Source organism: Duganella violaceipulchra, assembly GCF_019166075.1.
GTDB lineage: Bacteria > Pseudomonadota > Gammaproteobacteria > Burkholderiales > Burkholderiaceae_D > Rugamonas > Rugamonas violaceipulchra.
Map to the genome: position 1 here is coordinate 529217 of NZ_JAHTGR010000001.1, position 25597 is coordinate 554813.

General features: G+C 62.3%; 23 protein-coding genes and 1 pseudogene. 9 read left to right on the top strand and 15 right to left on the bottom strand.

What is annotated here, in order from left to right; all coding sequences use genetic code 11:
- Positions 1–54: 54 nt before the first annotated feature.
- Positions 55–714, top strand: a complete 660-nt coding sequence (locus tag KVP70_RS02220) for a class I SAM-dependent methyltransferase (RefSeq protein WP_217940358.1) — start codon at positions 55–57, stop codon at positions 712–714.
- Between the two features lie 3 nt (positions 715–717).
- On the opposite strand, the gene KVP70_RS02225 is transcribed toward KVP70_RS02220, so the two are convergent.
- Both KVP70_RS02225 and KVP70_RS02230 read right to left on the bottom strand, forming a co-directional pair.
- On the bottom strand, positions 718–1800 hold the full coding sequence (locus KVP70_RS02225; protein WP_217940359.1) for a flavodoxin family protein: 1083 nt from the start codon (positions 1798–1800) through the stop codon (positions 718–720).
- 107 nt (positions 1801–1907) lie between these two features.
- Positions 1908–5033 (bottom strand): NAD(P)-binding protein, encoded by a 3126-nt coding sequence (locus KVP70_RS02230; protein WP_217940360.1) that lies wholly within the window; start codon positions 5031–5033, stop codon positions 1908–1910.
- Between the two features lie 121 nt (positions 5034–5154).
- Here KVP70_RS02230 and KVP70_RS02235 point away from each other — a divergent pair, with 121 nt between their 5' ends.
- Both KVP70_RS02235 and KVP70_RS02240 read left to right on the top strand, forming a co-directional pair.
- Positions 5155–5796 (top strand): phosphohydrolase, encoded by a 642-nt coding sequence (locus KVP70_RS02235; RefSeq protein WP_229224527.1) that lies wholly within the window; start codon positions 5155–5157, stop codon positions 5794–5796.
- 68 nt (positions 5797–5864) lie between these two features.
- Positions 5865–6269 carry a hypothetical protein gene (locus tag KVP70_RS02240; protein WP_217940361.1) on the top strand — a complete coding sequence of 135 codons (405 nt, stop codon included), beginning with the start codon at positions 5865–5867 and terminating at the stop codon, positions 6267–6269.
- A gap of 5 nt (positions 6270–6274) precedes the next feature.
- On the opposite strand, the gene KVP70_RS02245 is transcribed toward KVP70_RS02240, so the two are convergent.
- The 6 genes and pseudogenes from KVP70_RS02245 to KVP70_RS02270 all read right to left on the bottom strand — a co-directional run.
- Entirely contained in the window at positions 6275–6538 is a 264-nt protein-coding gene (locus tag KVP70_RS02245) for a PAAR domain-containing protein (RefSeq protein WP_217940362.1), read from the bottom strand.
- 15 nt (positions 6539–6553) lie between these two features.
- Positions 6554–7006, bottom strand: a complete 453-nt coding sequence (locus tag KVP70_RS02250) for a hypothetical protein (RefSeq protein WP_217940363.1) — start codon at positions 7004–7006, stop codon at positions 6554–6556.
- A gap of 14 nt (positions 7007–7020) precedes the next feature.
- Positions 7021–8835 carry a TIGR02594 family protein gene (locus tag KVP70_RS02255; RefSeq protein WP_217940364.1) on the bottom strand — a complete coding sequence of 605 codons (1815 nt, stop codon included), beginning with the start codon at positions 8833–8835 and terminating at the stop codon, positions 7021–7023.
- Positions 8835–9986 (bottom strand): hypothetical protein, encoded by a 1152-nt coding sequence (locus KVP70_RS02260; RefSeq protein WP_217940365.1) that lies wholly within the window; start codon positions 9984–9986, stop codon positions 8835–8837. Before KVP70_RS02260 ends, KVP70_RS02255 begins: the two co-directional genes overlap by 1 nt.
- 133 nt (positions 9987–10119) lie before the next feature.
- Entirely contained in the window at positions 10120–12876 is a 2757-nt protein-coding gene (locus tag KVP70_RS02265) for a type VI secretion system Vgr family protein (RefSeq protein WP_229224528.1), read from the bottom strand.
- Positions 12877–13016: 140 nt separating this feature from the next.
- A pseudogene (locus tag KVP70_RS02270) lies at positions 13017–14045 on the bottom strand (pectate lyase family protein); the annotation flags it as partial.
- A gap of 1068 nt (positions 14046–15113) precedes the next feature.
- Here KVP70_RS02270 and KVP70_RS02275 point away from each other — a divergent pair.
- On the top strand, positions 15114–16016 hold the full coding sequence (locus KVP70_RS02275; protein ID WP_217940368.1) for a PAS domain S-box protein: 903 nt from the start codon (positions 15114–15116) through the stop codon (positions 16014–16016).
- Positions 16017–16280: 264 nt separating this feature from the next.
- Here KVP70_RS02275 and KVP70_RS02280 read toward each other — a convergent pair whose 3' ends face one another.
- Positions 16281–16469, bottom strand: coding sequence for a hypothetical protein (locus tag KVP70_RS02280; RefSeq protein WP_116989348.1), 189 nt, complete (start codon positions 16467–16469; stop codon positions 16281–16283).
- 169 nt (positions 16470–16638) lie between these two features.
- Between KVP70_RS02280 and KVP70_RS02285 the strand changes: the two genes are divergently transcribed.
- Together KVP70_RS02285 and KVP70_RS02290 are read left to right on the top strand one after the other, a co-directional pair.
- Positions 16639–17217, top strand: a complete 579-nt coding sequence (locus KVP70_RS02285; RefSeq protein ID WP_217940369.1) for a chromate transporter — start codon at positions 16639–16641, stop codon at positions 17215–17217.
- Positions 17214–17801 carry a chromate transporter gene (locus KVP70_RS02290; RefSeq protein WP_217940370.1) on the top strand — a complete coding sequence of 196 codons (588 nt, stop codon included), beginning with the start codon at positions 17214–17216 and terminating at the stop codon, positions 17799–17801. Before KVP70_RS02285 ends, KVP70_RS02290 begins: the two co-directional genes overlap by 4 nt.
- Positions 17802–17821: 20 nt before the next feature.
- Here KVP70_RS02290 and KVP70_RS02295 read toward each other — a convergent pair whose 3' ends face one another.
- The 5 genes from KVP70_RS02295 to KVP70_RS02315 all read right to left on the bottom strand — a co-directional run bounded on the left by KVP70_RS02295 (position 17822) and on the right by KVP70_RS02315 (position 22265).
- Positions 17822–18388, bottom strand: coding sequence for a YceI family protein (locus tag KVP70_RS02295; RefSeq protein WP_217940371.1), 567 nt, complete (start codon positions 18386–18388; stop codon positions 17822–17824).
- 172 nt (positions 18389–18560) lie between these two features.
- Positions 18561–19364, bottom strand: coding sequence for an ATP-binding cassette domain-containing protein (locus KVP70_RS02300; protein ID WP_217940372.1), 804 nt, complete (start codon positions 19362–19364; stop codon positions 18561–18563).
- Between the two features lie 13 nt (positions 19365–19377).
- Positions 19378–20148, bottom strand: coding sequence for an aliphatic sulfonate ABC transporter permease SsuC (gene ssuC / locus KVP70_RS02305; RefSeq protein ID WP_217940373.1), 771 nt, complete (start codon positions 20146–20148; stop codon positions 19378–19380).
- A gap of 1 nt (position 20149) precedes the next feature.
- A complete protein-coding gene (gene ssuD / locus KVP70_RS02310) occupies positions 20150–21292 on the bottom strand; it encodes an FMNH2-dependent alkanesulfonate monooxygenase (RefSeq protein ID WP_217940523.1) in 1143 nt (380 codons plus the stop codon).
- A gap of 16 nt (positions 21293–21308) precedes the next feature.
- Positions 21309–22265 (bottom strand): sulfonate ABC transporter substrate-binding protein, encoded by a 957-nt coding sequence (locus KVP70_RS02315; protein ID WP_217940374.1) that lies wholly within the window; start codon positions 22263–22265, stop codon positions 21309–21311.
- A gap of 204 nt (positions 22266–22469) precedes the next feature.
- Here KVP70_RS02315 and KVP70_RS02320 point away from each other — a divergent pair, with 204 nt between their 5' ends.
- Genes KVP70_RS02320 through KVP70_RS02330 form a run of 3 tightly spaced genes read left to right on the top strand, consistent with a single transcriptional unit; the run spans position 22470 to position 24831 of the window.
- Positions 22470–23297: a methionine ABC transporter ATP-binding protein gene (locus KVP70_RS02320; protein ID WP_217940375.1), complete on the top strand. Its 828-nt coding sequence runs from the start codon at positions 22470–22472 to the stop codon at positions 23295–23297.
- Positions 23290–23970, top strand: coding sequence for a methionine ABC transporter permease (locus KVP70_RS02325; protein ID WP_217940376.1), 681 nt, complete (start codon positions 23290–23292; stop codon positions 23968–23970). Before KVP70_RS02320 ends, KVP70_RS02325 begins: the two co-directional genes overlap by 8 nt.
- A 15-nt stretch (positions 23971–23985) precedes the next feature.
- Positions 23986–24831, top strand: coding sequence for a MetQ/NlpA family ABC transporter substrate-binding protein (locus KVP70_RS02330; RefSeq protein ID WP_217940377.1), 846 nt, complete (start codon positions 23986–23988; stop codon positions 24829–24831).
- Positions 24832–24844: 13 nt separating this feature from the next.
- Here the strand turns inward: KVP70_RS02330 and KVP70_RS34115 are convergent, their stop codons facing one another.
- The gene (locus tag KVP70_RS34115) at positions 24845–25528 is read right to left on the bottom strand and encodes a PEP-CTERM sorting domain-containing protein (RefSeq protein ID WP_229224529.1); all 684 of its coding nucleotides are present in this window, start codon (positions 25526–25528) and stop codon (positions 24845–24847) included.
- Positions 25529–25597 lie beyond the last annotated feature (69 nt).

Below are 25597 nucleotides of genomic sequence, written 5' to 3' on the forward strand. Positions count from 1 at the left end.
GCGAGCCCACAGTGACACTGCTACACTGGCGGCATCCAACCAAGGAGACGCCGCATGTCCAACCGCACGCTCAACCTCACCGACCCACTGTACGATTATGTGCTGGCGCATTCGCTGCGCGAGCATCCAGCGCAGACCGCCCTGCGCGACGCCACCCGTGGCCACGAACGCGCCACCATGCAGATCGCACCCGAGCAGGGGCAATTCATGGCGATGCTGGCCAAGCTGACCGGCGCCCGCAACACCATCGAGATCGGCGTGTTCACCGGCTACAGCGCGCTGTCGGTGGCGCTGGCGCTGCCGGCCGACGGCCGCATCCTGGCCTGCGACATCAGCGACGAGTACACCCGCATCGGCAAGCCGTTCTGGGCGCAGGCCGGCGTCGCCGATAAAATCGATCTGCAGCTGGCCCCCGCGCTGGCCACACTGGATGCGCGCCTTGCCGCCGGCGAGGCAGGCCGCTACGACTTCGCCTTCATCGACGCGGACAAGATCAACTACGATGGCTACTACGAGCGCTGCTTGCGGCTGGTGCGGCCCGGCGGCTTGATCGTGATCGACAACACGTTGTGGAGCGGCCGCGTCGCCGAACGGGCCGACAGCGACGACACCGCCGCGCTGCAAGCGTTGAACCTCAAGCTGCACCACGACGAACGCATCGACCTGTCGCTGCTGCCGCTGGGCGACGGCCTGACGCTGGCCCGCCGCCGCTAGGGTTCATTTGGGCCGCGCCGGATGCACCACCGCATCCGGCTTGGTCAGCCAGCCGGTGCGCAGTTGCCCCACGGCGGCGGCCACCGAGCGGGCAACGTCGCGCACCTCCTGCTGAAGCTTCTCGTCGGCATCGAGCACCTCGTGGCTTGCGGCATAGGATGTGTAATAGCCGACGTAGCGGTCCAGCGCCGACTCCTTGCCGGCGTCGATCAATCCCATCCAGTCCAGCCAATCGGCCAGGTCGCGGCGCACGCCTTCCGCGCCGGCCACGTCGCCGTGCACCACCAGCCCGTAGGCGCGGCCGGCCAAATGTTTGGGATAGTCCCAGCCGGCCAGCTCCAGCGCCTTGGCTTCCTGCGCATGCTTGCCATGGGTGCTGGTGGGATCGGGGTTGCCACCGTCCGCGCACACCAGCCGGTCCATCATCAGCTTCAGCACCGACGGCGCCTGGTACCAGTAGACCGGGGTCAGGATGATGACGCCGTGCGCGGCCACCCATTTTTCGTAGATCTCCGCCATCCAGTCGCCGGTCTGGCGCTGGCCGTGGTTGGGATAGCAACTGCACGGCCAGTGGCACAGCGGCATCGCGGTCGAGACGCAGCCTTTGCAAGGATGGATGTGCAGGTCGTAGCCGGAAGTGAGCAGGCTCAGATCCAATAGATCGTTCTCGATATCGGATTCGGCCAGCGCCTGCTGCGCCCACTGCGCCATGCGGAAAGTCTTGGAGATTTCGCCGGGACAGCTGCCATCGTTGCGGGCGGCGCCCACGACGAGCAGCACACGGGAACGCGTGGCCACGTCCTTTTGACGCTTTTCGGCGGCCAGCAGGCGGTCGCGCGTCGCCCGCCATTCGACCGATAGCTCGTAGTCGGGATCGGCAAAGCCGCTGCCCGCCTTTTGCGTGACCGGCGCCTTGCGGCCGTCGCGGTAACTGGTCCAGGCTATTTCCTCGACCTGCGCCAGCGCCGACCGCACCGGCCCGAAAGCCGGGTCCTGGAACGAGCGCATGAACTGCATATGGAACTCATCACGGCCCAGTGGCGCCGGCGCCTGGCCGGTGCGTACCTTTGGCGCAGCATCTGTCATCACAGCCTCCACGGAAGGCTGCAGCGTGACACAGCTTGTCGGCAGCTTCCGTGCGCTGGCTTACACAAACCGTCCGGCGACCGGCCTGCGACGCCGGCGCCCTCGCCTCAGAAGTCGGTCTCGCCCTCGATCACGGCCGGGTGGCCGCTCATCGCGCGCGAGGTCTGCATGCCGGCCATTACCGCCGCTTCCACGCAACCAGCGTTCAAGCCGGTCTTGATCCAGTCGCCCGTCAGATACAGGTTGGAGAAGCCGGATTGGTCGGTCTGCAAGCGGTACTTGGTGCTGTTCACCACCGACATCACGTAGCGCTCGGACGGATCGACGTTGGCGCGCCAGTACTGGCTGTCGAAGCGCGCCACGCCGGTCGCTTCGCTGCCGTCCACCAGCCATTGCCACGGGAAGGCGCCGGCCGGCCCGGCCGCCGACCACAGCGAGGCTATCCTCTTGCTCAACTGCTCGACCGCGCCCTCCTTCGCCAGCGCCGTCATGCGCGCAGGGAAGCCGCTGTCGCTCACCGGCGGATAGCTCGTCACCGGCAATGCGCTGCAGAAGTAGGACACGTTGCGCGGGTCCAGCGGCGCCGGCCAGGCCTCACGGCACAGCAGCTGGTCCATCGGCGCCCAGGTGTCGTAAGGTTCGCTGAAGCCGCTCAACACCGGCTGCTGGCCGTCGGGCTGATAGTCCCAGCCCATCTGCTTCAGGTCCTTGTCCAGCCAGACCTGGTAGGCCTGCGTGGCCACCGTCTGCACCTGTTCATAGGTGGTGTTCAGCGCCGGGCTTTGCGCCAGCAGTTGCGGGCACACAGCCTTGAGCGAACCGACCGAGATGCCGAACACCACCTGGTCGAAATCGACGCCGCGCTTGAGCGTCAGCAAAGGCAGCTCCTTGTCGAACCGCTGGTGGTACAGCTTGGGCCAGTCGCTCCAGTAGGATTCCAGGTTGACGTCGTGCGCCTGCAGCAGCGCGGCTTGGGCCGGATCGATCTGGCCGTAGTTCGGGGTGCTGGGCCAGCAGGCCAGGTCCTTCACATCCACCAGCGGATCGTAGGCCGCGCCCTTCAGCGCCACCTGCTGCGTCATGCGAATGCTGCCGATCTGGCGGCCGTCCGGCACCAACTCCTCGACCTTGTGGAAGAACTTGAACTTGACGCCGCGCGCCAGCAAGGCCTGGTACAGCGGTGTGAACACCGTGTCGCCCATCCCCGCCTGCATCTTGAACATGATGCCGCCTTTGTAGGCCAGGCCGATGCGCGCCATCGCCCGCAGCAGCGTACCCGCTTCGATATTCGGTTTGCCGAAATCGCCGCCCTCGAAGGCGAACACCAGGTCGTAGAAACCGCGCACCGGCGCCGAATCCACGCAGAGGTCTTCATCGCCGCCGTGGTTGCGCAGCCACTGACGGAAATCGACGTCGTTGATCACGTCAAAGCCGTCGCGTATCACGCCATCCTCAAACACGCCCTTCATCACCGTCACGCCCAGGTCCAGGCAGATGAACAGGCGACGGACGTCATCGCTGGCGTCGCCGTCGGCGCGGTCGATCAGACTGCGGTAGCGCGCGTGCAAGCGCTGACGCACTCCCACCAGCGCACCCGCCAACGCCCGGTGCTCGCCCTCCGTATGCCGCGCGACGTCGGCCGACAGGTTGGCCACCATGCCATATAAGGCACTGCCTAGCAGCGACATGTCCTCCAGCAGTTCGTGCGCCGACGAGGTCACGCCTTCCGCCAGGTGATACAGCCAGTCCGGCAGTATGCCAGTGTGGTGCTCGTGCGGCGGCAGTTCCAGCTCGCGGGTCAGCTTGTCCAGGCTCTTGATCCATTGCTCGATCCAGCCCATCATCGCCACCGCCAGCTGCCACAGCGTGATCTGCTCGCTGCCCTCGCCCGGTTCGCCCGGCAGCGTCGGGAACACGATGGACCAGTTGTGCCACTGGTCGCCGACCTGCTCCGACAGCGCCACGTAATCCTGCTGCTTGAAGGCGTCGCGCCAGGTCGCCAGCGGCGCGCCGGCCGGGCGATCGAGGCTGGCGTAGGCGGCCTTGATCATCTTGAACGCGTTGGAGTAAAAGCCGAACCAGATGTGCAGGCCGTGTTCTTCGATACGCTGGCCGTATTGCGCGTTGCGCCCGCTGGCGCCCTTGCCACCCAGGCGCCAGCCTTGCTGGTAGACCGTGATGTCGTAGTTGTTCTGCCAGCCCGGCAGGTCGCTCAGGTAGTAGGCCGCCGTCATCGAGCCGACGCCGCCGCCGAGGATGGCGATTTTCTGCGGCGCGATCGAGGAATTGTCGATCAGCTCCTCGCCCGGCTGCGCGGTGAAATCGAAGTTCAGCTTGTACGGCAGGATGGCGGCCTGCGCGCCCAGTTGCAGGCCCAGCGTCTCGTTCAACGGGAAGCTGTCGAAGGCGTGCAGCACGCATTCGTATTCGTAGCCCAGCAGTTTGCCCCCGTGGATCTTGTCGATGGTGGCCGGCGCCGCCAGGATGGCCTGGTACACGGCTTTCAGGCCGGCGCTGTCCGGGAACTGCTTGAGGAAGATCTGGTCGATGCGCGGATTGCGCAGCAGCGAGATGATGTCGTCCCAGCCCGCCACGTCGAGGTTGAAGAAGTCCGGGATGGACAGGAACAGTTCTATCGCCTGTTCGATCAGATCGAGCACGCTGGTGACGGGCTTTTCGATGCCGGTCTTGCGGGTCGCGTTCACTTCCAGCAGCGGATGCATGGCGATTTTGGTTTCCGGCGCAAACGGTTGGAAGCCCTTGGCCGCGACAGAGCAGCGCAACGGCTCGGTGCCGGCGGCCGGGATCTCGTACTCGCACAGATATTTGGGATAGCCGAACAGTTCGCGGCCGTTAATCAGCGCCATCGCGTCGTCGACGAAGATGTGCGCGGGGTAGTAGTAGATGTGGGCCAGCTTGCCCTCGTCGTCCATGGCGCCGACCATGATCCAGGTGACGATGTCGATCTCGGTGATCCAACCCTTTGCGTGGTCGACCGGGGCCGCCGAATCGGCGTGGTTGACGCGCGTGAACGTCAGCAGCACATAGGGCGAAATCGCGTTGAAGCGCATGCGCTGTCCGGCCACCTGGTTCAGCGTGTCGTCCAGCGTGGCCTGGAGTTTGACCAGGTCGCCCTTGACGAAGAAGCCGAACATCTCGGAGTTTTTCAATTGCAGCGGCGAGTGCATCATCACCGAGCCGCCCTGGTAGATATATGAAGGTCTGGTCGTCATAGCTCATTCGTCGGGGGTTGAACAGCGTTCCAGTGTATTGCAAAATCACTCTTCATTGCCAAAAAATAATTCGCCGCCGTGGGTGTAGGATGTAGCCTGAGCCACAGACAAGGAACACCGCATGGGCCGCGATCAACATGAAACCCGCGCCTGGGTCCGCATGCCGTCGGAACGCCGGCTGGACCTGCTCGACCCCACGCCGTTCGACTGGGAAGACAGCGACCTGGCGCTGGGCCTGGCGCGCACCTATCGCTGGGGCGGGCATTCGGCGTGGCCGCTGCCGCTGTCGGTGGCGCAGCACTCGCTGACGGTGATGCATTTGCGCGCGGCCGCCAGCACGGCGGTCGGGCTGGCGTTGCCGCCGCTGGCCGCGCTGCGCGAACTGCTGCACGATGCGGAGGAAGGCTTGCTGGGATTCGATTGCGTCTCGCCGCTGAAGCCCTTCCTGGGCGAAGGCTTCAAGGCGTTGACGGTGCGGCTGGAACGCGCGGTGTTCCTGCGCTACGGCCTGCAGCATTGGACGCCGAAGGAACACGCCGCCCACAAGATGGCCGACCGGCTGGCTGCGGCCAGCGAAGCGGTGCATGTGGTGGGATGGTCGGCCAAGGAAGTGCTGCACACGTTGAAGATCGCGGTGCCGCCGTTGAACGACGATCCGCTGCAGGCCATCTACGGCGGCGCCGCGTGGGAACCATGGCCGCCGGCCATCGCCAGCGCGCGCTTCCTGGCGGAGCTGGAGCGGCTGAAAGCCCTCAGCGCCTGATACTTACGGACGATGCCGCGCACTCGGCAACGGCGCTATACTGCGGCGTAACTTTACGTGGAGATTTCATGACGACACCCGAAAACGAACTGGCCAACAACGCCAAGCTGACCGCGCTGGCGCGCGCCTTGCGCGACTTGCACAAGCAGCTGATCCATGTGGAGACGCAGTATTTTGGCGCGGTCGGCAGCCCATTGGAGCTGTTGCAGCTGGTGACGAATCATCCGCACTTCGCCTGGCTGCAAAAGCTGTCGGGCCTGATGGCGCAAATGGATGAGCGGCTCGATGAGCCGGAACCGGTCACCGTCGCCGAAGCCGGCGCTTACCGCAAGGCGATCGAGGCGCTGATCGGCCCGTCCGAGAGCGGCGACGCCGAGTTCCGCGCCAAATACAACGCCTTGCTGCACGACGGCACCGAGATCGTCATGGCGCACGGCGCCGTGCGCAAGGTGCTGGCCGGGATTACCGCCTGAAGAATCTAGGCGGTCTCGCCCGGCCCCGAGCCGATCAGCGTGGCGCCGCACGACGTCTTCATGCCGTCCACCGCCACGCGCACGCCCATCATGGTGACGGCCACCATTCCCTCGACAATCACCGGGGAACCCGTACATTTCGGGCAACTGACGCGGTGGCCGACGCCTGCCACGGGTTTGCCATGAATGGACAACAGCGGGAAACCTTCAAGGACGCGCCCACCGTGCGAGGTACGGTCGCCGAGGCGGATGATCGCTTTGCCGGACATGCGCGCTGCTCCCGTTTATTGACGAAACAAAACGGACAGCTTGGCGTCCGGCTTCTTGCCGCAGCTGCCGCGCAGTTGCGCGTCAGTCAGCTCGTCGTCGAACGACACCTGCCCCAACGCGCCCTTCAGGGGCAAGGTCAGCGTGACGGCTTCATCATAGAACATCAGGATTTGTGGCAGGGCCTTGCCCTTGCCATCCTCGGGATTGAAGACGTCCAGCACCACCTTACCGGCCCTCTCTTCAAAACCGGCAATCGCATGGCCCGCCACCTTGAAGTGGCAAGTGCCGGCTTGCTGTTCGTACACATAGTCAAACGACGGTACGCCCTTGCCGTCCACCTTCCATTGGCTGAGCTTGAGCGTGTGGTCGATGCCGGCGCGCTTGACGGTGAACGACGGCGCGCCCTCGAAGGCCTGGCTCAGGCTGGAGCACAACAGCAGCGCGGCAAAAATTACTTTATTACGCATACAAAAAATCCTGTCTAGTGAGTGGAACTGGCGGTCATCGGTGCGTGGTCGCTTTCCACGTCGTGCAGCACATAATCGTCGTCGTAATCCGGGTAGTCGGACGGATAGCGGTAGGTTACCACCATCGTCTTGGGACAGCGGCTATGGCTGACCTCGTGGCTTTCGCCCTGGTTGCCGCCCAGCGTGGCGATCAGGCGGCCGTTGGGGCTGATGCCGGCCACGAAGGTGACATGATGGCCGCCGCCGGGGAACCTGATCAAGGCCACCGCGCCCAGCGCCGGCTTGTTGTCCTTGGTCGGGCGCCCCCATCTGGCGAACGACGCCGCCAACGCGCTGCCGTTGCCTCTGTAGCCGGTGCGTCCCAGGCACCAGTTGACGAAAGCGGCGCAATACGGCGTTTCATCGATCGAAGCGGCGCTCCTCTCCAGGCCCGGCGTGGCGGTGAAGTATTCGAGGATGCGGGGGTCGTGGTTGCCCCGGCCGGTGCGGCGCTTGACGCCCTTCTCGAACTCTTCCTGCGCAACCTTCATCCATGGCGCCCGGCTGGCATGCATCAGATCGGTCTGCGGACGTTCATCCGCATTGCGGAAGAACACCGTGTGCAGGCCGGCCGTTCCTTTCGACAATGCCTGTCCCAGCGACGCCAGCGTGATGCCGCCGCTGCCGCCGTCATGATCGTTGGCGGCCGGGGCAGCGGGCGCCGAGGGCTTGACCGCGGCCTTGGCCTGCGTGCCGTGGCCTGCGGCAGCGCCATGCGCGGCGGCCGCAGAAGCGGCATGGCGCTTTTCCTGATCGGCCAGCTGCGCCTTCACATCGGGCACCCTCAGGACCTGGTCCGGGCGGATGATGTACGGCGAGCTGATGCCGTTGGCTTCGGCAAGCGCCTGGTAGCTGGTCCGGTGCGCGCTGGCGATCGAGGCCAGGCTGTCGCCCTTGAGGACTTTGTAGTCCTTGAACTTGGTTACGGCCGACGCCCCCGTTGCGGCCGGCTTGGACGCAGCCGGCGCAGCGGGCGGCTTGGCCGACGTTTTCTTGTCATGCTCGCGCGTACTGGTCTGCGCGGTAAAGGTCGGCGCGATCAGGGTAGCGGTCTTGTCCGTGGCCGGCTTGGCCAACTGGATCGGGTCCAGACCTACCCACACGTTCTGATCCTTGTCGAATACCTTGAGCCGGATATCCCCGCTCTTAGGCGTAATACGTATCACCAGGCGGCCATGGTCGTCGGTCGCCACCTCGGCCTGCTTGCCATCCTGCAGCACCTGCACCTTGGCCTTCTTGATCGCGACCTTGGCGCCGTCGAGCAGGAATACCTCCACCACCGGTAGCGCCGCCCCACAGCCACGCTTTTGCGCGCGGGCCACGCCACGCCGCATGGTAGGTCCTTCAATAATCTCGATCAAGCTCTTGGCGTACTTTTCATCGGTGGCATAGCCCGAGTCCAGCAACTCTTGCGCCTCCTTCTTGTAGTTGCCTTTGATGCCGGGTTTTTCCAGACCAGCATAGCGAGGATTAACCCGCAAGAACGTCATCCTATCCTTCAGGCTCTCGGTGATAGAGCCATAGACACGGAAGGCGTCATCAACCCATATGGTTTTACCGTTCACCTTTTCCCACACATGGAAAACCTTCGACTCGCCTTTCCAGCTTTTATCGGCTTTGATGTTGTAGATGTTATGCGTACCAGGCAGGCACTTTTCGCCCCAGCCGGTTTCCTGAGCCGCCTGCCCGAGGATAACCTCCCAGGAACATCCCGTCTGATCCGCAATCACCCGCGCAGGGCAATACAGATCGGCGATAAAATTAAGTTTGTCTTCGTACGTGTAGGCCATTACTGCATTCCGGTCGGAGAGGAATAGAAATAAAGCTTGCCGTCTTTGCTTTTGGCGACCAGCGCCCACGACGAACCGCTGGTGGCGATATTCAACGGCTCGTCACTGACCGAGTTCCAGACGACTTCCTTGCCAGTTAGTGGATCGATCTCGACCAGTGCGTTCTTGCTGCCTTTAGGACTGTCGTCACACGCTTCACGAACCGCGATCAGGCCCTTGCCGTAGCCGGCTATTGCCCTGGTACCGCAATAGCGGCTGGAATAACTTTGCTGCGGCAGCGGCTTGCCACCAGGAGGCACCGTCAACAACGTTGTGGTGTTGTCCATATAGCGCAACGCATAGGTAGTACCGTCCTCGGCCACCCCGGTGCGGACGCCCGAGCGCGTACCGAAGTTGGTGCGGGCACTCCATGCATAGCCGCCGCTCAAGCGCAACCTGGATGCGGCGAAATCGTCAATCAGCGCTCTCTTCCCAACCTTGGCCGGGGCGAAGGTGCCGGCGACATACATGCTGTCGCCGACGATACGGGCGCTCACAAACCTGGTGTAGGCGCCATTCTTGCGTATCACGGGTACTCCCTGGGTTTGCAGGGACGCATTCAGGGTTACGGTATAGACCGAGTAGTACTCGAAGTCCTCATCCACGTCCTTCAGATAGCCCGCCACCTTGATGCCATCTTGCGTCACGTCCATGGCATACGCATACTGATTGCGTGCCGGATTACTCAGCTGCTGCTTCGCGATCTGCTGACCCTTCATGTCGAAGCTATACACATAAGTCAGCGTCTGCGTGATCGGCGGCGAGCTCTTGGTGTCTACATTCGCCAAGAGATAGACGTGATCCGCGCTCGGCCTGCATTGAACGGGAAAAATACCCGCGTAATCGTCCGGCGCGGGGAACACCTTTTGCCACAGTATGGTGTTGCGTGCGCGGTCGACCAAAATCAGGCGTCCTGAAGTGGCGCCCATGTCGTCGTGATCGGCACCTGCGATGCAGACTTGCTCGCCGTTCGCGGAAAATTCCATCGCGTAGACGCTGAAGCGGCGGTCCTTTAGCTCCAACGGCAATTTCGCCGGTGCGGCGGCTGCAAGCGCATGAAGCGCAGCCATTAGCGGTAAACACAACACTGCGGTTCTTAATTGTTTCTTCATCTCGATCTCTCGTCATTTTTCAGTTCCAGCCAAACACGCTGGAATACAACACGATCTTGTCCGTGCCATCCTTGACGATTGCGGTCCACGTCGCGGCGCCGGTGCAAGGATTTTCCGATTCTGTTTTCTTGTTTCAAGTGGTCAGCGTATCGTCCGGACCTTCGATGGAGTCCTCGTCGACCGCACCTTCGGCATAGAGATCGAACACCACCTGCGGCGCATCCAGCGGCACGCTGATGGCCGGATGGCGATCGAAGATCAACTGCTCCCACTTGCCGCCGTTGACATCGACCTCGATGCGCGCCGGTTCGCCGCTGTCGGTAAATAATGGCGCCGACTTGCCCTTGCCGTCGAGCGTGCCGCGTCCCAGCACCTGGTTGGTGCGCGACAGGAAGGTGTATTTCAACGCCCTGGCGCCGCCCGGCAAGTTCCACAGTGCCGGATCGACGAACACCTGCTGGCTGAATTTCTTCGGCACCGCTTTTTCGAACTCGGCCTGCTTGACCGCGTTCATGTTCTTCGGCCCTTCCATCGTGTGCTGGCCGGCCTGCGACAGCCACTGGCCGCCCGTCCCCTGCTCGATGCCCTTGGCATTGATGCGGATGAAGCTGCCGCCGGCGTTGAGCAAGATCTCCTTGGCCGCCGTGATCTCGATATTCATCTTCGTACTGATCAGCTTGAGCACCTGCTCGGCAATGATTTCCACATTGTCGCTCTGCGCCTGGATTTCGACCTTGCCCTTGGCGGCGAACAGCTTCATGCCCGCTTTCGAGACAAACAGGCTGATCTTTTCTGTCACGCTGGCGAACAGGCTCTTGCCAGCGGCGATGGACACATGGCCACCGCTGCTGATGGCCGCATGCTGGCCGCTCTGGATGTGCGTGCTTTCCGGAGTGCTGCTGGCGATGCCGGCAGGGCTGGACAATACCAGATGCGGCGCCGCGAATTCGCCCTGCGCCGCACCGTTGCCGCGCACTGCCTCGTATTGCGCGCGCAGCGCATCGCCGGCCTCGCTCTGGTCGATGCCGGTTTTCTGCGCATCCTGGTGCTGAGCCGCTTCCGCCAGCTGCTGGTGCAGCGCCGCGCCCGAGCTCAGGCGGGCCACAGTCTCGCCCATGTCCTTGATGTGCGAGGCCGCCTGCGGGCGCGCCTCGGTGGTCAACAGCATGCCCTTGCCGGCACGCAGCGCCCCCCAAGCTTCGGTGGCCAGCTCGAAGCCTTCGCCACGAGGGTCCTTGCGGCCGCTGTTGTCCTCGATCCGCGTGATATGGCCCAGCGACAGCTGGCTGTGCGCATGGTCGCTTTTCAGCTGCGCCTGGATGCCGGCGTTGGTGTCGTCGAGGATCAGATGGTTGCTGCGGCCGGGCGCGGCGTTGCCGCCGTTCGGCGTCAGTTCGCGACTGCGCAATCCGGTCAACGCCTGCTGTGCGGGCAAGGCCCAGGGCGGCTGGTGCAACTCATTGAATACGGTGCCGGTAACGATCGGCCGGTCCGGCGATCCGCCCAACCACTGGACGATCACCTCGGTGCCGACCCGCGGCACCGCCGATGCGCCCAACTCGCTACCGCCCCAAGCGCTGGCCACGCGCACCCAGGAAGAGCTCTGTTCGTTGTTGTTGCCGACACGGTCCCAGTGGAACTGCAGCCGTACGCGGCCGTATTCCTCGGTATGAATGCCGTCCGGCCCGCTTGGCCCCACCACGGTGGCGGTCTGCGGCGCAGTGATGCGGGTGTCGACACTGTGGTAGCCGCGCCCCGGCCGCCAGGGAATCGTCTTGCGTATGCAGGTCAGGCGGTTGCCATACTGGGCGCCGGCATCCTCGCCCTCCGTGGTTTGCAGATAGTTGTTGGTGACCACATGGGTAACGCCAACAATCAGGAACGTATTCTTGTCGTTGTCGCCGGCAACGTCGAAGTGACCGTCAAGTTCGAACGCGCGCCCAGGCTGCAACCGCCGGCAATTGCCGGCGCCGTCGAAATGCTTGCCGGACGCTTCCAGCTCTTCGATGCGCAAGCGCGCCAGCCGGTCTGCGCCACGGCCGTCGATGAAGGCATAGGCGCCAGCGTACTCGTAGCTCTCTACGTTCAGCACCGCGCCCTGTTGATTGACGGTCGGCAGGCTGAACTGGGCCGGTATTGGCTGCTTGAAATTGAAGGCGCTCAGCGCGACGGTGCCGGCGACGATCTGGCGCACCGGCGACCAGTCGCCTATCGCCTCTTCTTCGACCGCACCGCCGTGGCGCTGAAACGGCACCGAGTGGCCGCCATCGATGGCGTCGGCGGCGGTGGTGTCGTCGCTCAGGACCAGCTTGTGGCCGTTGGCGCCGTGCTCGTACCAGTAACTCCAGCCGGCGGCTTCCCAACGGCGATGCAAGTAATTGTGATCGCTCTCGTCGAACTGGCAGGCGTCCGTCATCGGCGCATCGTCGCCGGCCAGGCGGCAATCCCAGTCCGGCAGCGGTGAATAGTCGGCAAAAATACTGTCGGTCTGTTCGCGCAAGGTTGCGTTGTGGAACAGATAGTTATCTTTGCGTAGCTTCAAATAGGCCAGCCACGGCGCCAGCGAGGCTTCGTAGAACACCACGCCGCCGTCGGTCTTGAGCAGGCGGAAGCGAAAGACATAGCCGGTGAAATAGCGCAGGCTGCCATCGCCGCGCACCAATTCCACACACATCAGCTTGCCCTGAACGTCCTTCAAGGCCAATGAGGCGTTGTCGGACAGCAGCTCGACCCGGTAGTCGAAGTCACGCGACAACGCTTCGTCCGCTTCCAGTTTATTTGGCAGCAGTTGCGCGTCAGGACCGTCCCCTTGAGGAAAGGACAGGCGCAAAATTCGTTTATTCTGCCGGCGGGCGATCACATCGCGCAAAAGAGTACTAGCATCCAACATTACTGTCGCCATAGAAAATTATTTGTGGACGAGAATGTTATCATGGAGGCAAAATTGATGCGATTCAATTGAAAATCCGGCTATCCATTTCTCCTGCGCGTCAAAAAGCGCCGGCCGTTACGTCCAGCCGGCGCCAAAGGTTAGCGGACGGTAATCTTGCCGGTCCCCGCATTGCCCAGGACCGCAGCCTTGACCGCCGACGCGTCCAGCAAGGGAGCGGAATAAGGCAAAGTCCAGCCCACCGCACTGCTGAAGCTGCATGCACCGCCCGCCGTCAGCGCGCCGCCGTTCAGCAGAGACCCCGCATCGGTGACCGCGCCGGTCTTGCTCGACGAACCCGGATTGGTCATGATATTGGAACAGCTGGTGGCGCCAGCGATGTCGAAAGCGTTGTTCTGCGAAATGATCTTCGCCTTGTACGCCACCCCGATGCTGTACTGGTGCGGATAAATCGGATGCGAGCGCGAGCCTTCGAAGTAGTTGTTGTAGATGTGAACCTTGCCGAAGCGCACGCGCGGCGCGCGCTCCGCCACGTTCAGGAAATGGTTGTTGTTGAAGGTGACCGTCAAATGGCCGTCGTCGCTGGTCTTGGAATCCGACGAACCGATCAGATTATTCTTTTCATGTAGCTCGAAGCGGTTGTTGGAGACCGTCACGTAGTCCGAACCATTCTTGACGTCCAATGCGCCATCATGGCATTCCTTGATCTTGCCATTCTCGATGGGCAGCTGGTCATCGGTCTTCGGCGCGTCGGTGAAGACATTGTGGTCGATCCACACATTCTTCGACGCCAGGATGGTGACGCCGTCATATTCGGAATTCCAGTTGCCGGCGCTGCCGTCGTTCGGATCCCAGACCGGGACGATATCGCATGGATTGACGATGTTGATGTTGCGGACGATGACGTTTTGTTTGCCGTTGATGACGATGTTGGCATTGACCAGCTTGGTATCGCCGCCCATGCCGATCAGCGTTGTGTTGCTGCCCAGTCGGATCTGCAAGCGGGCGGCCTGGTCGGTGGTGCTGGTGTAGGGTCCGCCGTTGTCCGCACTCGTTGGATCGATCGTGCCGTACAGCTTGATGATCTTCGGATTGTCTCCCTGGGCCGTGATGGCGGCCATCAATTGCGAAGCCGAGTTGACCTTGTAGATGGCCGTGGCGGGCGCCGCCGCGCCACCTGTGGTGCCGCCGTTCTGTCCCGCCCAGCCCGTGGCCGGTGCAGCTTCGAATGTGGCGTCGGCTGGGGTTGGTGTCGGTGTCGGTGTCGGTGTCGGTGTCGGTGTCGGTGTTGGCGTTGGCGTTGGCGTTGGCGTTGGCGCTGGGGTCGGTGTCGGTGTCGGTGTAGACAGCGGGCCGACTGCACACTTTTTGGCCAGTCCAGGATTAGGATCGCTGCCGAAGGTAGCCGTGGCACACAGGACGTCGCCGGACAGGGTGGCGATCACCCATTTGTCCTTGATGCCATACGACACCTGCCTGCCGCTCGCTCCCGCTTTGCAGGTGCCGCCCTCGTCGGCGCATTTCGAATACCCGCTGGGCCAATCGGCAGCGGATGCAGCGCCGCCGCACAACAGCGCTACGGCGCCAAAAATGATGGTTTCTTTCATAGCCACAAGTCAGTCTCCTTAAGATAGATGTCTGAATTTATTAACCAGAAACTCGCCGCGACCGATGACTAACTAACCATGTCATCGTACAACGGCGATAGACATCATATGACTTAATGAGAAAAAAGGCTCAAAAACAGCAAAATAATGCCAAATCGCCCAACAAAAATACATCAACATTCATGAAATTTTACAATGAGATCATATCACTTGATTATCAGAAATATTGGCGCGGCGGGACTGTCACATGCCGCGCAAGCAATTCCTGAAGAAAAGCCGCTAAGCAGCCGTATTTAAAGCCCTTTTCACAGATATCCACATCAACTGTGGATAAGGTTGTGAATAACCACCTCTTGACAGCCGAGAACGCCTTTAACGGCGCGGGATTCAACAAAATGCCTAATCCACAGGCAGATTTATTACCCTGTCAAATCAATGACTTACATCATATAAAATTCAGACCTCAAAGGTTTTTCGGCCCGCTTGAAAAATATTTTTTTGTGCATAAGTCGGCGGGGAGACACTCCGGTGCACGCCTGCCGGGGAATCCTTTGACAAAAGTGCTAGCAAGGAATAGTGTCACTCTGAAGGTCCGCAATTCCCTTCTTCGACTTATCGCGGGATCCATGCATGAATCAGAATGACGACGACACCGATTGGATGATAGAGGACGAGGCCCCACCGGCCAGCCAGCCCCAGCCAGGCAAGCCCGGCGCCGCGCCGACGCCGGCCCCGTGGCGGGTGCTGATCGTGGACGACGATGTCGATGTCCACGTGGTCACCAAATTCTCATTGAGCAATGTCTGCTTCCAGGGACGCCGGCTGAGCTTCCTGCATGCCTACAGCGGCGAAGAAGCGCTGACGACGCTGCGTACCACGCCCGACATCGCGCTGGTGCTGCTGGACGTCATCATGGAAACCAGCGATGCCGGCCTGAACGTGGCCCGCCACATCCGCGACACCCTGCACAACAAGCTGGTGCGCATCGTGCTGCGCACCGGCCAGCCGGGACAGGCGCTGGAACACAGCATCATCCTCGACTACGACATCAACGATTTCTGGTGCAAGACCGACCTCACCACGCGCAAGCTGTTCACCACGGTGATTTCGTCGCTGCGCGCCTATTCCGGACTGGAGCAGGCGCACCGGCAGATACAGGCGCTGCAACAGGAACTGGACCAGGCGAAAACCGTGCTGGCCGCGGTGGACCAGCACGCCGCCATGGTGACGCTCGACGCGCGCGGCAAGATTATCGCGGTCAACGATAAATTCTGCACGGTGTTCCAGTACAGCCGAGAGGAATTGCAAGGCGCCGATCCGCGCCTGCTGCACGCCCCGCCCTATCCGCCGGACCAGCTGGCCGACGCCCTGAAAGCGCTGAAGGAAGGCGAAGCCTGGACCGACGTGGTCAGCGCCTGGCGCCGCGACGGCCAGGAAGTACGGTTGCGCGCCACCGTGACGGCCACCGCCGACATCCCGCCGCGCTACATCGTCGTCGCCAGCGTCCTGCAAGCGCTCAAACGTCCGCTGTAACGCCGTAAGTCGCGGATTGTTATAGCACTTTTCAGGATATCCACAGAGGCTGTGGATATCTATGTGGATATCACCCCATTGACACCGCAGGGAGGCTTTACCTATGCGGTTTTCAACAAACTGCCCATCCAAAAGGCAAAATCAAACCTCTTACAAATCAAACACTTAGCGCACCACGTATTGTGACAAGAAAATATTTTGAAAATAATTCTTGTCAACATGGTTTGTGCATAAGTAAACGCGGCGCCGCTCCGGGCGGCGCTCTCAATGTGGGGATTTTCGGCGCTGTTCGGGGTGTAATAACACCCGTTCGATCACTTGCGGATCGACGTTGTGGGATTTCATGTATTCGATCGCACAAACGGTATTAAAGCTGGACTGCACCTGAATGCCGCGATTCACCGCGGCACTACATTGCTCGTCGCTACGTTGCTGCAATAACGAAACGTTCATCATGTTCCTTAGGAAGAAGTAAAGGTCGAGACTTTGATCTGCGTCATGCCTAGGCCAGTATGGGCGACCGTAGACTAAAGTCAATGTCAGCTTCCTATCAATTCCGATTTAAAACTCGCCATGTACCTGAGTTCATAGACATGCGGCAATACCGGCGCGATAATGGTGCATGCCTACCGATCCGCCACGCCACCGCCCCGCCTCGCTACTTGATCTATTCGTCTCTTTCACCATTTTGGCGCTCCAGGGTTTTGGCGGCGTCCTGGCGGTCGTGCAACGTGAGTTGGTCGAACGCAAGCGCTGGCTGACCCAGGAAGAGTTTATCGAGGAATGGGCAGTCGCCCAGATCATGCCCGGCCCCAACGTGGTCAATCTGGCGCTGATGATCGGCAACCGCTACTTCGGCCTGCGCGGCGGCCTGGTCGCGCTGGCCGGCATGCTCACCGTGCCGCTGCTGGTGGCGCTGGTGCTGGCCGTGCTGCACTCCCATTATGCGCACCACCCCGGCGTGGCCGGCGCGCTGCGCGGCATGGCGGCGGTGTCGGCCGGCATGATCGCCGCCACCGGCCTCAAGCTGGCCTCCGCGCTCAACAAACATCCGCTGCCGATGTGGCTGACCGCCGCCATCGCCCTGCTGTGCGTGATGTTCGTGGTGCTGCTGCATCTGCCGCTGGCCTACACCCTGCTGATTTTGGGCAGCATCGGCGTCACGCTCACTTACCGCAAGTTGAAGGGGCATCAGCCATGAACGACGCCCCGCTGCACCTGGTACTGAGCCTGGGCGACTGGATCAGCCTGTTCGCCCATTACATGCTGTTGTCGTTGATGTCGATCGGCGGCGCGATTTCCACCACCTCCGAAATGCACCGCTTCCTGGTCGAGGAACATCACTGGCTGACGCAATCACAGTTCAACGATTCGATCGCCATCGCCCAGGCTGCGCCGGGGCCGAACGTGCTGTTTGTGGCGCTAATGGGCTGGAACGTGGGCCTGAACGCGGGCAGCTACGCGGCGGCGATGGCCGGCGTGCTGGTGACGATGGTGGGCATCATGGTGCCGAGCACCACCCTGACCTATCTGGCGGCGCGCTGGGGCCACCAGAATCGCGAACTGCTGGGCGTGCGCGCCTTCAAGCAAGGCATGGCGCCGGTGGTGGTCGGACTGATGGTGTCAGTGGGGATCATACTCGGCAGCGCGCATCACAGCTGGACCGCCGATTGGCCCTTGTGGACCTTGTCGGTGGCGGCCGGCCTGGTGATCTGGCGTACCCGCATCCACTTGCTGTGGATGCTGGCCGGCGGCGCCTTGCTGGGATGGTTCCAGCTGGTGTGACGCCGCCAGGCTTGCTGCAATTAGTCCTTGATCGCTTCGACCGAGAACGTCAGGGTCACGTCGTCGCCGACGTTAGGCGCGTATTTGCCGGCGTTGAACTCGGTGCGCTTGATGGTGGCGGTGGCGTTGGCGCCGCAGGCCAGCTTCTTCATCATCGGGTGATCCATGCACTGAAAATGGGTCACGGTCAGCGTCACCGGCTTGGTGATGCCTTTGATCGTCAGGTTGCCTTCGATGGTAGACGGCACGTCGCCCTTGAAGTTGAACTTGGTCGACTTGTAGGTGATGGTCGGGAACTTGCCGGTGTCCAGGAAGTCTTCGCCCTGGATGTGGCCGTCGAACAGCTTGGAACCGGTGTCCACCGATTTGGTATCGATCACGGCTTCAACCGAACCGGTCTTGGCGGCGCGGTCCAGCACGATCTTGGCGGTCGTGTTGTTGAAGCGGCTTTGCTGCAGCGAGTAGCCGAAGTGGCTGTATTCGAAACGGGCAAAGGTGTGATTCGCATCGGAGGTGAAGCTTTCCGGCGCGGCGAAGGCGGACATCGAGATACCAGCGGCAACCAGCAGGGCGAAGATTTTTTTCATTAGTAAGACTCCATGATGTGGAAACAAGAGATAAAGACTCGCCCCGGCCGCCACGGCGGCCCGGTGCATGTCCTTCGAGTGAACCGATTATGCTCGTCACACCTGATGTTGTAAAACGAAAAATTTACCGCCTTACTATCGATAAAATCGATCATAAGCGCTAAACAGCATCTCAAGCCGCTGCGCCGGCCACCGCCGGATGATGCAGGATGCGGCTCAGCAGCCGCTGCTCCAGCGCAGCAAACGCCGCACTGCCGCGCGCGCGCGGACGCGGCAAGTCCACCTTCAGGTCCAGCGTGATGCGGCCCGCCTCGATCAACACCACGCGGTCGGCCAGGGCCAGCGCCTCCTGCACGTCGTGTGTGACCAGCACGGCGGTAAAGCCGCGCGTCTGCCACAGCGCCTCGATCAGCTGCTGCATCTCGATGCGGGTCAGCGCATCGAGTGCGCCCAGCGGCTCGTCCAGCAGCAGCAGCTGCGGCTCGTGCAGCAAGGCCCGCGCCAGCGCCACCCGCTGCCGCTGGCCGCCCGACAATTCAGCCGGCCAGTCATCGGCGCGGTCGGCCAGGCCTACGGTGGCGAGCGTGGCGGCCGCCGCGTTCAGCGAATGCGGCATGCCGATCGCCACATTCTCCAGCACCGATTTCCACGGCAGCAGGCGCGCCTCCTGGAACATGATGCGGATGCTGGCGGCGATGCTGCCGCTGCCGACGGCGATGCTGCCGGCGTCGGCAGCGTCCAGTCCCGCGATGGCGCGCAGCAGCGTGCTTTTGCCGCAGCCGCTGCGGCCAACCACGGCGACGAATTCGCCGGCGCGCAATTCCAGCCGCACATCGCTCAGCACCCGCCGGGCGCCAAACGATTTGCTGACGCCGTCCAGCGCCAGCGACACCCCCTGCCGCCGCACGGGCGTGGGAGCGGCCGGCCGGCCGCTCACTGAGTGGCCGGCGTCAAATAGAGCGGTCGAAATATACATACGGTTTCTTTCATTAACGGTAAGCGGGATTCCAGCGCAGGAAGTGCCTCTCCATCCCGCGCGACAGCAGGTCGGCCAGTTTTCCCAGCAGGGCGTACAGCAGGATGCCCACCAGGACCACGTCCGTTTGCAGGAACTCGCGGGCGTTCATGGTCATGTAGCCGATGCCCGCCTGCGCCGAGATGGTCTCCGCCACGATCAGCAGCACCCACACCAGGCCTAGCGAGAAGCGCACGCCCACCAGGATCGACGGCAGCGCCGCCGGCAGGATCACGTCGCGGTACAGCGGCCAGCCGGACAGGCCGTAGCTGCGCGCCATTTCGATCAGCCCCTGGTCGGCGCAGCGGATGCCGTGGAAGGTATTCAGATACACGGGGAAGAACACGCCCACCGCCAGCAGGAACAGCTTGGCCGTTTCATCGATGCCGAACCACAGGATCACCAGCGGTATCAACGCCAGCGCCGGGATATTGCGCACCATTTGCAGCGTAGTGTCGAGCAGTGTTTCGGCGCGGCGCACGCTGCCGGTCAACAGCCCAAGCAACAGCCCTGCGCCGGCGCCTAGCGCGAAGCCGCTGGCCGCGCGCCACAGGCTGGTGCGCAGGTGCAGCCACAACTCGCCGGAGGCGGCCAAGCTCCAGAAGGCCCTGGCCACCGCCCACGGCTCCGGCAGGATGCGGCTGGAAAGCCAGCCCAGTTGCGACGCGGCCTGCCAGCCAGCGACCAGCAACACCGGCAGTATCCACGGCGCGAACACATTGGGACGGGCGGCGATGGTGCTCATGTCATGCCGCCTTCTTCGGCAAGATGTCGCTGGCCATCACCTCGCCGAACGGACCGCTCAGCGACTGCTCGCCGGCCGCTTTTCCCTTGCCCAGCAGCGGGAACACCAGCTCGGCGAAGCGGTACGACTCCTCCAGGTGCGGATAGCCGGAGAAGATGAAGGTCTCGATGCCGAGGTCCGCATATTCCTGGATGCGCGCCACCACCGTCTGTGGATCGCCCACCAGCGCGGTGCCGGCGCCGCCGCGCACCAGGCCCACGCCCGCCCACAGGTTGGGCGATACCTCCAGCTTGTCGCGGCGGCCGCCGTGCAGCGCGGCCATGCGCTGCTGGCCCACCGAGTCCATCTTGCCGAACGCCGCCTGCGCCTTGGCGATGATGTCGTCGTCCAGATGGCTGATCAACTCATCGGCCGCGCGCCATGCCGCCTCATTGGTCTCGCGGACAATCACGTGCAACCGGATGCCGAACTTCACGGTGCGGCCATGCGCGGCGGCGCGGGCGCGGATGTCGGCGATCTTCTCGGCCACCGCGGCCGGCGGCTCGCCCCAGGTCAGGTAGACGTCCATCTGCGCGGCCGCCAGCGCGTGCGCCGGTTCCGACGAGCCGCCGAAGTACAGCGGCGGATACGGCTTCTGCACCGCCGGGTACAGCGTCTTCGCGCCCTTGACCTTGATATGCTTGCCCTCGAAATCGTAGCCGGCCTCGCCGCCCTCGCCCGACAGCGAGGCGCGCCACACGCGAATGAATTCATCCGAGATCTCGTAGCGCTTGGCGTGGTCGGCGAACAGGCCGTCCGCTTCCAGCTCGCCCTGGTCGCCGCCGGTGACGACGTTGATCAGCAGGCGGCCGTTGGACAGGCGGTCGAACGACGCGGCCATGCGCACCGCCAGTCCCGGCGTGGTCAGGCCCGGACGGATCGCCACCAGGAACTTGAGTTTTTGCGTCGCGCCGATCAGCGACGAGGCGACCACCCAGGCGTCCTCGCAGGAGCGGCCGGTGGGCAGCAGCACGCCGTCGTAGCCCAGCGTGTCGGCGGCGACCGCGCACTGCTTCAGGTAATCGGCATCGACCGGGCGCGCGCCCTTGGAGGTGCCGAGATAGCGGCCGTCGCCGTGCGTGGGAATGAACCAGAAAATATTCAGGGACATGATGGCTTCCTTAAAGGGCTTCCTTGACCACGATGGCTTTCGGGATCAACTTCAGGTTGGTGAAGGCGTCCGCCACCTTCTGCTGCTGTTCGATCACGGTCGCATTGATCGGCTTGACGCCGTAGGCATAGCGCGAGGCGGCCAGCGCCACCACGTCCACGGCCAATCCGGTCTGCGCGGCCAGGATAACGGCGACTTCCTTCTGGTTCTTCTCGCCCCACGCGTCGACCTTGGCGATTTCATCGAGCACGATGCGCACGATCTCCGGGTTCTTCTCGGCATAGCTGCGCGAGGCCAGGTAGAACTGGTGATTGGAGACCAGGCCCTTGCCATCGGCCAGCACACGAGCGCCCAGCTGCTTCTCGGCGGCGGCCAGGAACGGATCCCAGATCACCCACGCGTCCACGCTACCGCGTTCAAACGCCGCGCGCGCATCGGCCGGCGGCAGGTAGATCGCTTCGATGTCCTTGTACGCCAGGCCGGCCTTCTCCAGCGCCTTGACCAGCAGGTAGTGCACGTTGGAGCCCTTGTTCAGCACAACCTTCTTGCCCTTCAAGTCCGCCAGGCTGCGGATCTTCGAATCCTTGGGCACGACGATCGCCTCGCTGGACGGCGACGGTGGCTCATTGCCGATGTAGACCAGGTTGGCGCCCGCTGCCTGCGCAAAGATCGGAGGCGCCTCGCCGACGGTGCCGAAGTCGATGCTGCCGACGTTCAGCCCCTCCAGCAGCACGGGGCCGGCCGGGAATTCGGTCCATTTAACGGTGACGTTTTTGGCGGCCAGGCGCTGCTCCAGCGTGCCGCGTCCTTTCAGCAACGTCAGCGTGCCGTATTTCTGGTAGCCGATGCGCACTTCCTGTCTGGCCTGCGCGCTGGCGGCGGTCGGCGCGCCGGCGGCGAACACGCCCGCCGCAAACAGCAAGCCCAGTGTGTGACGGCGTGCCGCACGTTTTTGTTCGATGCTCATGGTTTTTCCTCCCCCAGATTCGTGAAGGCCAGATTAATTCCGCGACAATGAAATCAAAACGAATAGTTTTACGTTTTGATATGCGCTTTCTTCTTTATAATTTTTTGGAATATAGAAAGGGGAAAAACTTCGTTTGCCGCATGAGCGGCAGATGCGATACTGCGCGCACCGGTACCTTACAACCGGCACCAACCTCTATTTCCGATGACTACACCACTGATTCGCATCGATCATGCGAGTAAAACCTTTGCGCTGCCCGACGGCGGCCAGTTCCACGCAGTACGCGACGTTTTCCTGGAAGTGAACCAAGGCGACATCTTTGGCCTGATCGGCAAAAGCGGCGCCGGCAAATCGACCTTGCTGCGCCTGTTTAACCTGCTGGAGCAGCCCGACAGCGGCCGCGTGTTTGTCGACGGCCGCGAACTGACCGCGCTGTCCAAGCGCGACCTGCGCGACGCCCGCCGCAATATCGGCATGATTTTCCAGCAATTCAACCTGCTGCAGAACGCCACGGTGTTCGACAACGTCGCCTTCCCGCTGCGCATCCACGGCGGCATGACGCCGGAGCAGATCACCGCCCGCGTCAACGATTGCCTGGAGCTGGTGGAATTGGGCGGCAAGACGGCCAGCTATCCGGCGCAGCTGTCGGGCGGCCAGAAACAGCGCGTCGCCATCGCCCGCGCGCTGGCCAGCGGCCCTGCCGTGCTGCTGTGCGACGAACCCACGTCCGCGCTCGACGCCGAAACCACGCGCGCGCTGCTCGCCACACTGCGCGACATCAATCGCCGCCTGAACGTGACCATCGTGATCGTCAGCCACGAGCTGTCGGTGCTGGGCGAGATCTGCAACCGCGTGGCCGTGATCGAAGACGGCGCGATCGCCGAACAATTCGCGCTGGACGACGCCGCAGGCGTGGCCGAACCGCGCAAGACCGCGCTGGGCCGGGAGCTGGCGCAGCACGGCGCCGCCAGCTCATTGGCCGCCAATTCCGCCAACATCAACACCGCCAACACGGAGGCAGCCTATGTCTGAATACCTTGCCTCGCTCGACGCCATCATCGCCATGCTGCCGGAGATGTGGACCGCCCTCGGTCAAACGCTGACCATGCTCGGCATCGGACTGACCGCAGCAGTGTTGATCGGCGGCCCGCTCGGCATCCTGCTGTTCCTGGTGGCCGACGGACAATCGCTGCAAAACCGCCCCGCTTCGCTGATACTGGGGTGGTTCGTGAACACCGTGCGCTCGTTCCCGTTCATCATTTTGCTGGTGGCGCTGGTGCCGTTCACGCGCATCATCGCCGGCACCTCGATCGGGCCACTGGCCGCCGCCGTGCCGCTGTCCTTCGCCGCCATACCCTACTTCGCCCGCATGGTCGAACAGAACCTGCGTGAAGTGCCGCGCGGCGTGATCGAAGCGGCCCACGCGATGGGCGCCTCGGAGATGCAGATCGTATTGCGCGTGCTGCTGGTGGAGGCCCGTTCCGGCCTGGTGCTGGCGCTGACCGTGCTGTCGATCAGCTTCCTGTCCTACTCCGCCGTGGCCGGCGTGGTGGGCGGCGGTGGCATCGGCGACCTCGCCATCCGCTACGGCTACTACCGCTTCGAGACCGACATCATGGTCGCCACCGTCGCCATCCTGATCGCCATGGTGCAGCTGATCCAGTTCACCGGCAACCGCATCGCCAAACGCCTCGACAAACGCTAATTTAAGGGAACCAACATGAACGCACCTCGCCGCAACCTGCTGCTCGCCGCACTGACCATCGCCCTCGGCATCGCCGCGCCAAGCTACGCCAAGGACCCGAAGGAAATCGTGATCGGCACCAGCGCCGGCCCGTATGCGGACCAGATCAAGCTGGGCATCAAGCCTATCCTGGAAAAGCAGGGTTACAAGATCAAGCTGGTGGAATTCAACGACTACATCCAGCCGAACTTCGCGCTGGCCGAAGGTTCGCTGGACGCCAACGTGTTCAAGCACATCGTCTACCTGAATGAATTCGCGGCCAAGAACAAGCTGCCGCTGGCGGACCTGGTGAAGATCCCGACCGCGCCGATCGCCATCTACAGCAAGAAGCACAAGACGCTGGCCGAAGTAAAGGAAGGCGGCACCGTCGCCATGCCGAACGATCCGACCAACCAGGCGCGCGCGCTGGTGCTGCTGGATCAACTGGGCTGGATCAAGCTGCGCGACAAGTTCGATCCGGTGAAGGCGTCGGAAAAGGACATCGCCGTCAACGTCAAGAAGATCAAGCTGATCTCGCTGGACGCCGCGCAGCTGCCACGCTCCCTGCAGGACACCGACTACTCCTTCGTCAACGGTAACTACGCGCTGGCCTCGGGCATGAAGTTGAAAGAGGCGCTGTTGACCGAAAAGATCTCGTCCAACTACATCAACCTGGTGGCGATCCGCAGCGCGGACAAGGACAAGCAGTTCGCCAAGGACCTCGCGGCGGCCTACCGTTCGCGCGAGTTCCTGGCGGTGACCAACAAATACTTCCCCGACTACTCGAAGACCGAAGACCAGCTGGCGCTGGAAGCTAGCGGCGCGGCCAAGCCGGGCAAGTAATCGGGAACTCCAATCAGGCCAGCCGCTTCCTGCGCGCGGCGACGCCTGACACCAATGCGAGGCCGGCCAGGAACATGGCGTAGGACTCGGGTTCCGGCACGGCTGACACTTTGGTAAAGGAGGTCAACTCGCCCGTCATGGCGACGTTGCTGTAGTCGTATTCGGGAGAAGACCAGATTAGGGAGACCTCGGCACTGCTCCACGCTCTCAGGTCGAAGTTATTCGGGATGGAGAAATCGGACAAATTCCCCGGTTTATTATTGAAAAAATCAATCACGATGATCTGCATGTTTCCCGAAGTAACAGACAGCTGCACAAAATCGTAAGCTGCACGCACGATAGAAATATTGGGCGCCTGGGGTTTGAACATAGCCGAAGTGCCTGTTTTATCGAAAGTGATCGTCGCAGGCTTTACCACCTGTGGCGTTGACTGCCAGGGAGCCCAGTACCGCGCTGTTTGTGCATCGGAGAAGTCCAAAGGTACACCGGTATCGATCGTAAACGACCCGTGAAAATTATCGCCAATTCGCACGCCGCCGGGAATATAAACGCTCGACGTTACCTCAGCGTCGTAAGGAAAGTCTCGAAGGCTTTTGATAACCCCGGTGTATTCAAACGATACGATCTCGGCATGTGCCGACGCCGCAAATAAAAGTCCAATCAAGATGGAGGCAATACGGCGCATAGTAATTTTCATTGAGTTTCGAAAATAACATTTTATTGCAGAATAATTAATTCCGCAAATGAAATATTACGAAAGCGACAC

What these genes read in the sequence shown, in the direction of transcription:
- KVP70_RS02220 (WP_217940358.1), top strand. Translation starts at nt 55, where the DNA reads ATGTCCAACCGCACGCTCAACCTCACCGACCCACTGTACGATTATGTG.
- KVP70_RS02225 (WP_217940359.1), bottom strand. Translation starts at nt 1,800, where the DNA reads ATGACAGATGCTGCGCCAAAGGTACGCACCGGCCAGGCGCCGGCGCCA.
- KVP70_RS02230 (WP_217940360.1), bottom strand. Translation starts at nt 5,033, where the DNA reads ATGACGACCAGACCTTCATATATCTACCAGGGCGGCTCGGTGATGATG.
- KVP70_RS02235 (WP_229224527.1), top strand. Translation starts at nt 5,155, where the DNA reads ATGGGCCGCGATCAACATGAAACCCGCGCCTGGGTCCGCATGCCGTCG.
- KVP70_RS02240 (WP_217940361.1), top strand. Translation starts at nt 5,865, where the DNA reads ATGACGACACCCGAAAACGAACTGGCCAACAACGCCAAGCTGACCGCG.
- KVP70_RS02245 (WP_217940362.1), bottom strand. Translation starts at nt 6,538, where the DNA reads ATGTCCGGCAAAGCGATCATCCGCCTCGGCGACCGTACCTCGCACGGT.
- KVP70_RS02250 (WP_217940363.1), bottom strand. Translation starts at nt 7,006, where the DNA reads ATGCGTAATAAAGTAATTTTTGCCGCGCTGCTGTTGTGCTCCAGCCTG.
- KVP70_RS02255 (WP_217940364.1), bottom strand. Translation starts at nt 8,835, where the DNA reads ATGGCCTACACGTACGAAGACAAACTTAATTTTATCGCCGATCTGTAT.
- KVP70_RS02260 (WP_217940365.1), bottom strand. Translation starts at nt 9,986, where the DNA reads ATGAAGAAACAATTAAGAACCGCAGTGTTGTGTTTACCGCTAATGGCT.
- KVP70_RS02265 (WP_229224528.1), bottom strand. Translation starts at nt 12,876, where the DNA reads ATGTTGGATGCTAGTACTCTTTTGCGCGATGTGATCGCCCGCCGGCAG.
- KVP70_RS02275 (WP_217940368.1), top strand. Translation starts at nt 15,114, where the DNA reads ATGAATCAGAATGACGACGACACCGATTGGATGATAGAGGACGAGGCC.
- KVP70_RS02280 (WP_116989348.1), bottom strand. Translation starts at nt 16,469, where the DNA reads ATGAACGTTTCGTTATTGCAGCAACGTAGCGACGAGCAATGTAGTGCC.
- KVP70_RS02285 (WP_217940369.1), top strand. Translation starts at nt 16,639, where the DNA reads ATGCCTACCGATCCGCCACGCCACCGCCCCGCCTCGCTACTTGATCTA.
- KVP70_RS02290 (WP_217940370.1), top strand. Translation starts at nt 17,214, where the DNA reads ATGAACGACGCCCCGCTGCACCTGGTACTGAGCCTGGGCGACTGGATC.
- KVP70_RS02295 (WP_217940371.1), bottom strand. Translation starts at nt 18,388, where the DNA reads ATGAAAAAAATCTTCGCCCTGCTGGTTGCCGCTGGTATCTCGATGTCC.
- KVP70_RS02300 (WP_217940372.1), bottom strand. Translation starts at nt 19,364, where the DNA reads ATGTATATTTCGACCGCTCTATTTGACGCCGGCCACTCAGTGAGCGGC.
- ssuC (WP_217940373.1), bottom strand. Translation starts at nt 20,148, where the DNA reads ATGAGCACCATCGCCGCCCGTCCCAATGTGTTCGCGCCGTGGATACTG.
- KVP70_RS02315 (WP_217940374.1), bottom strand. Translation starts at nt 22,265, where the DNA reads ATGAGCATCGAACAAAAACGTGCGGCACGCCGTCACACACTGGGCTTG.
- KVP70_RS02320 (WP_217940375.1), top strand. Translation starts at nt 22,470, where the DNA reads ATGACTACACCACTGATTCGCATCGATCATGCGAGTAAAACCTTTGCG.
- KVP70_RS02325 (WP_217940376.1), top strand. Translation starts at nt 23,290, where the DNA reads ATGTCTGAATACCTTGCCTCGCTCGACGCCATCATCGCCATGCTGCCG.
- KVP70_RS02330 (WP_217940377.1), top strand. Translation starts at nt 23,986, where the DNA reads ATGAACGCACCTCGCCGCAACCTGCTGCTCGCCGCACTGACCATCGCC.
- KVP70_RS34115 (WP_229224529.1), bottom strand. Translation starts at nt 25,528, where the DNA reads ATGAAAATTACTATGCGCCGTATTGCCTCCATCTTGATTGGACTTTTA.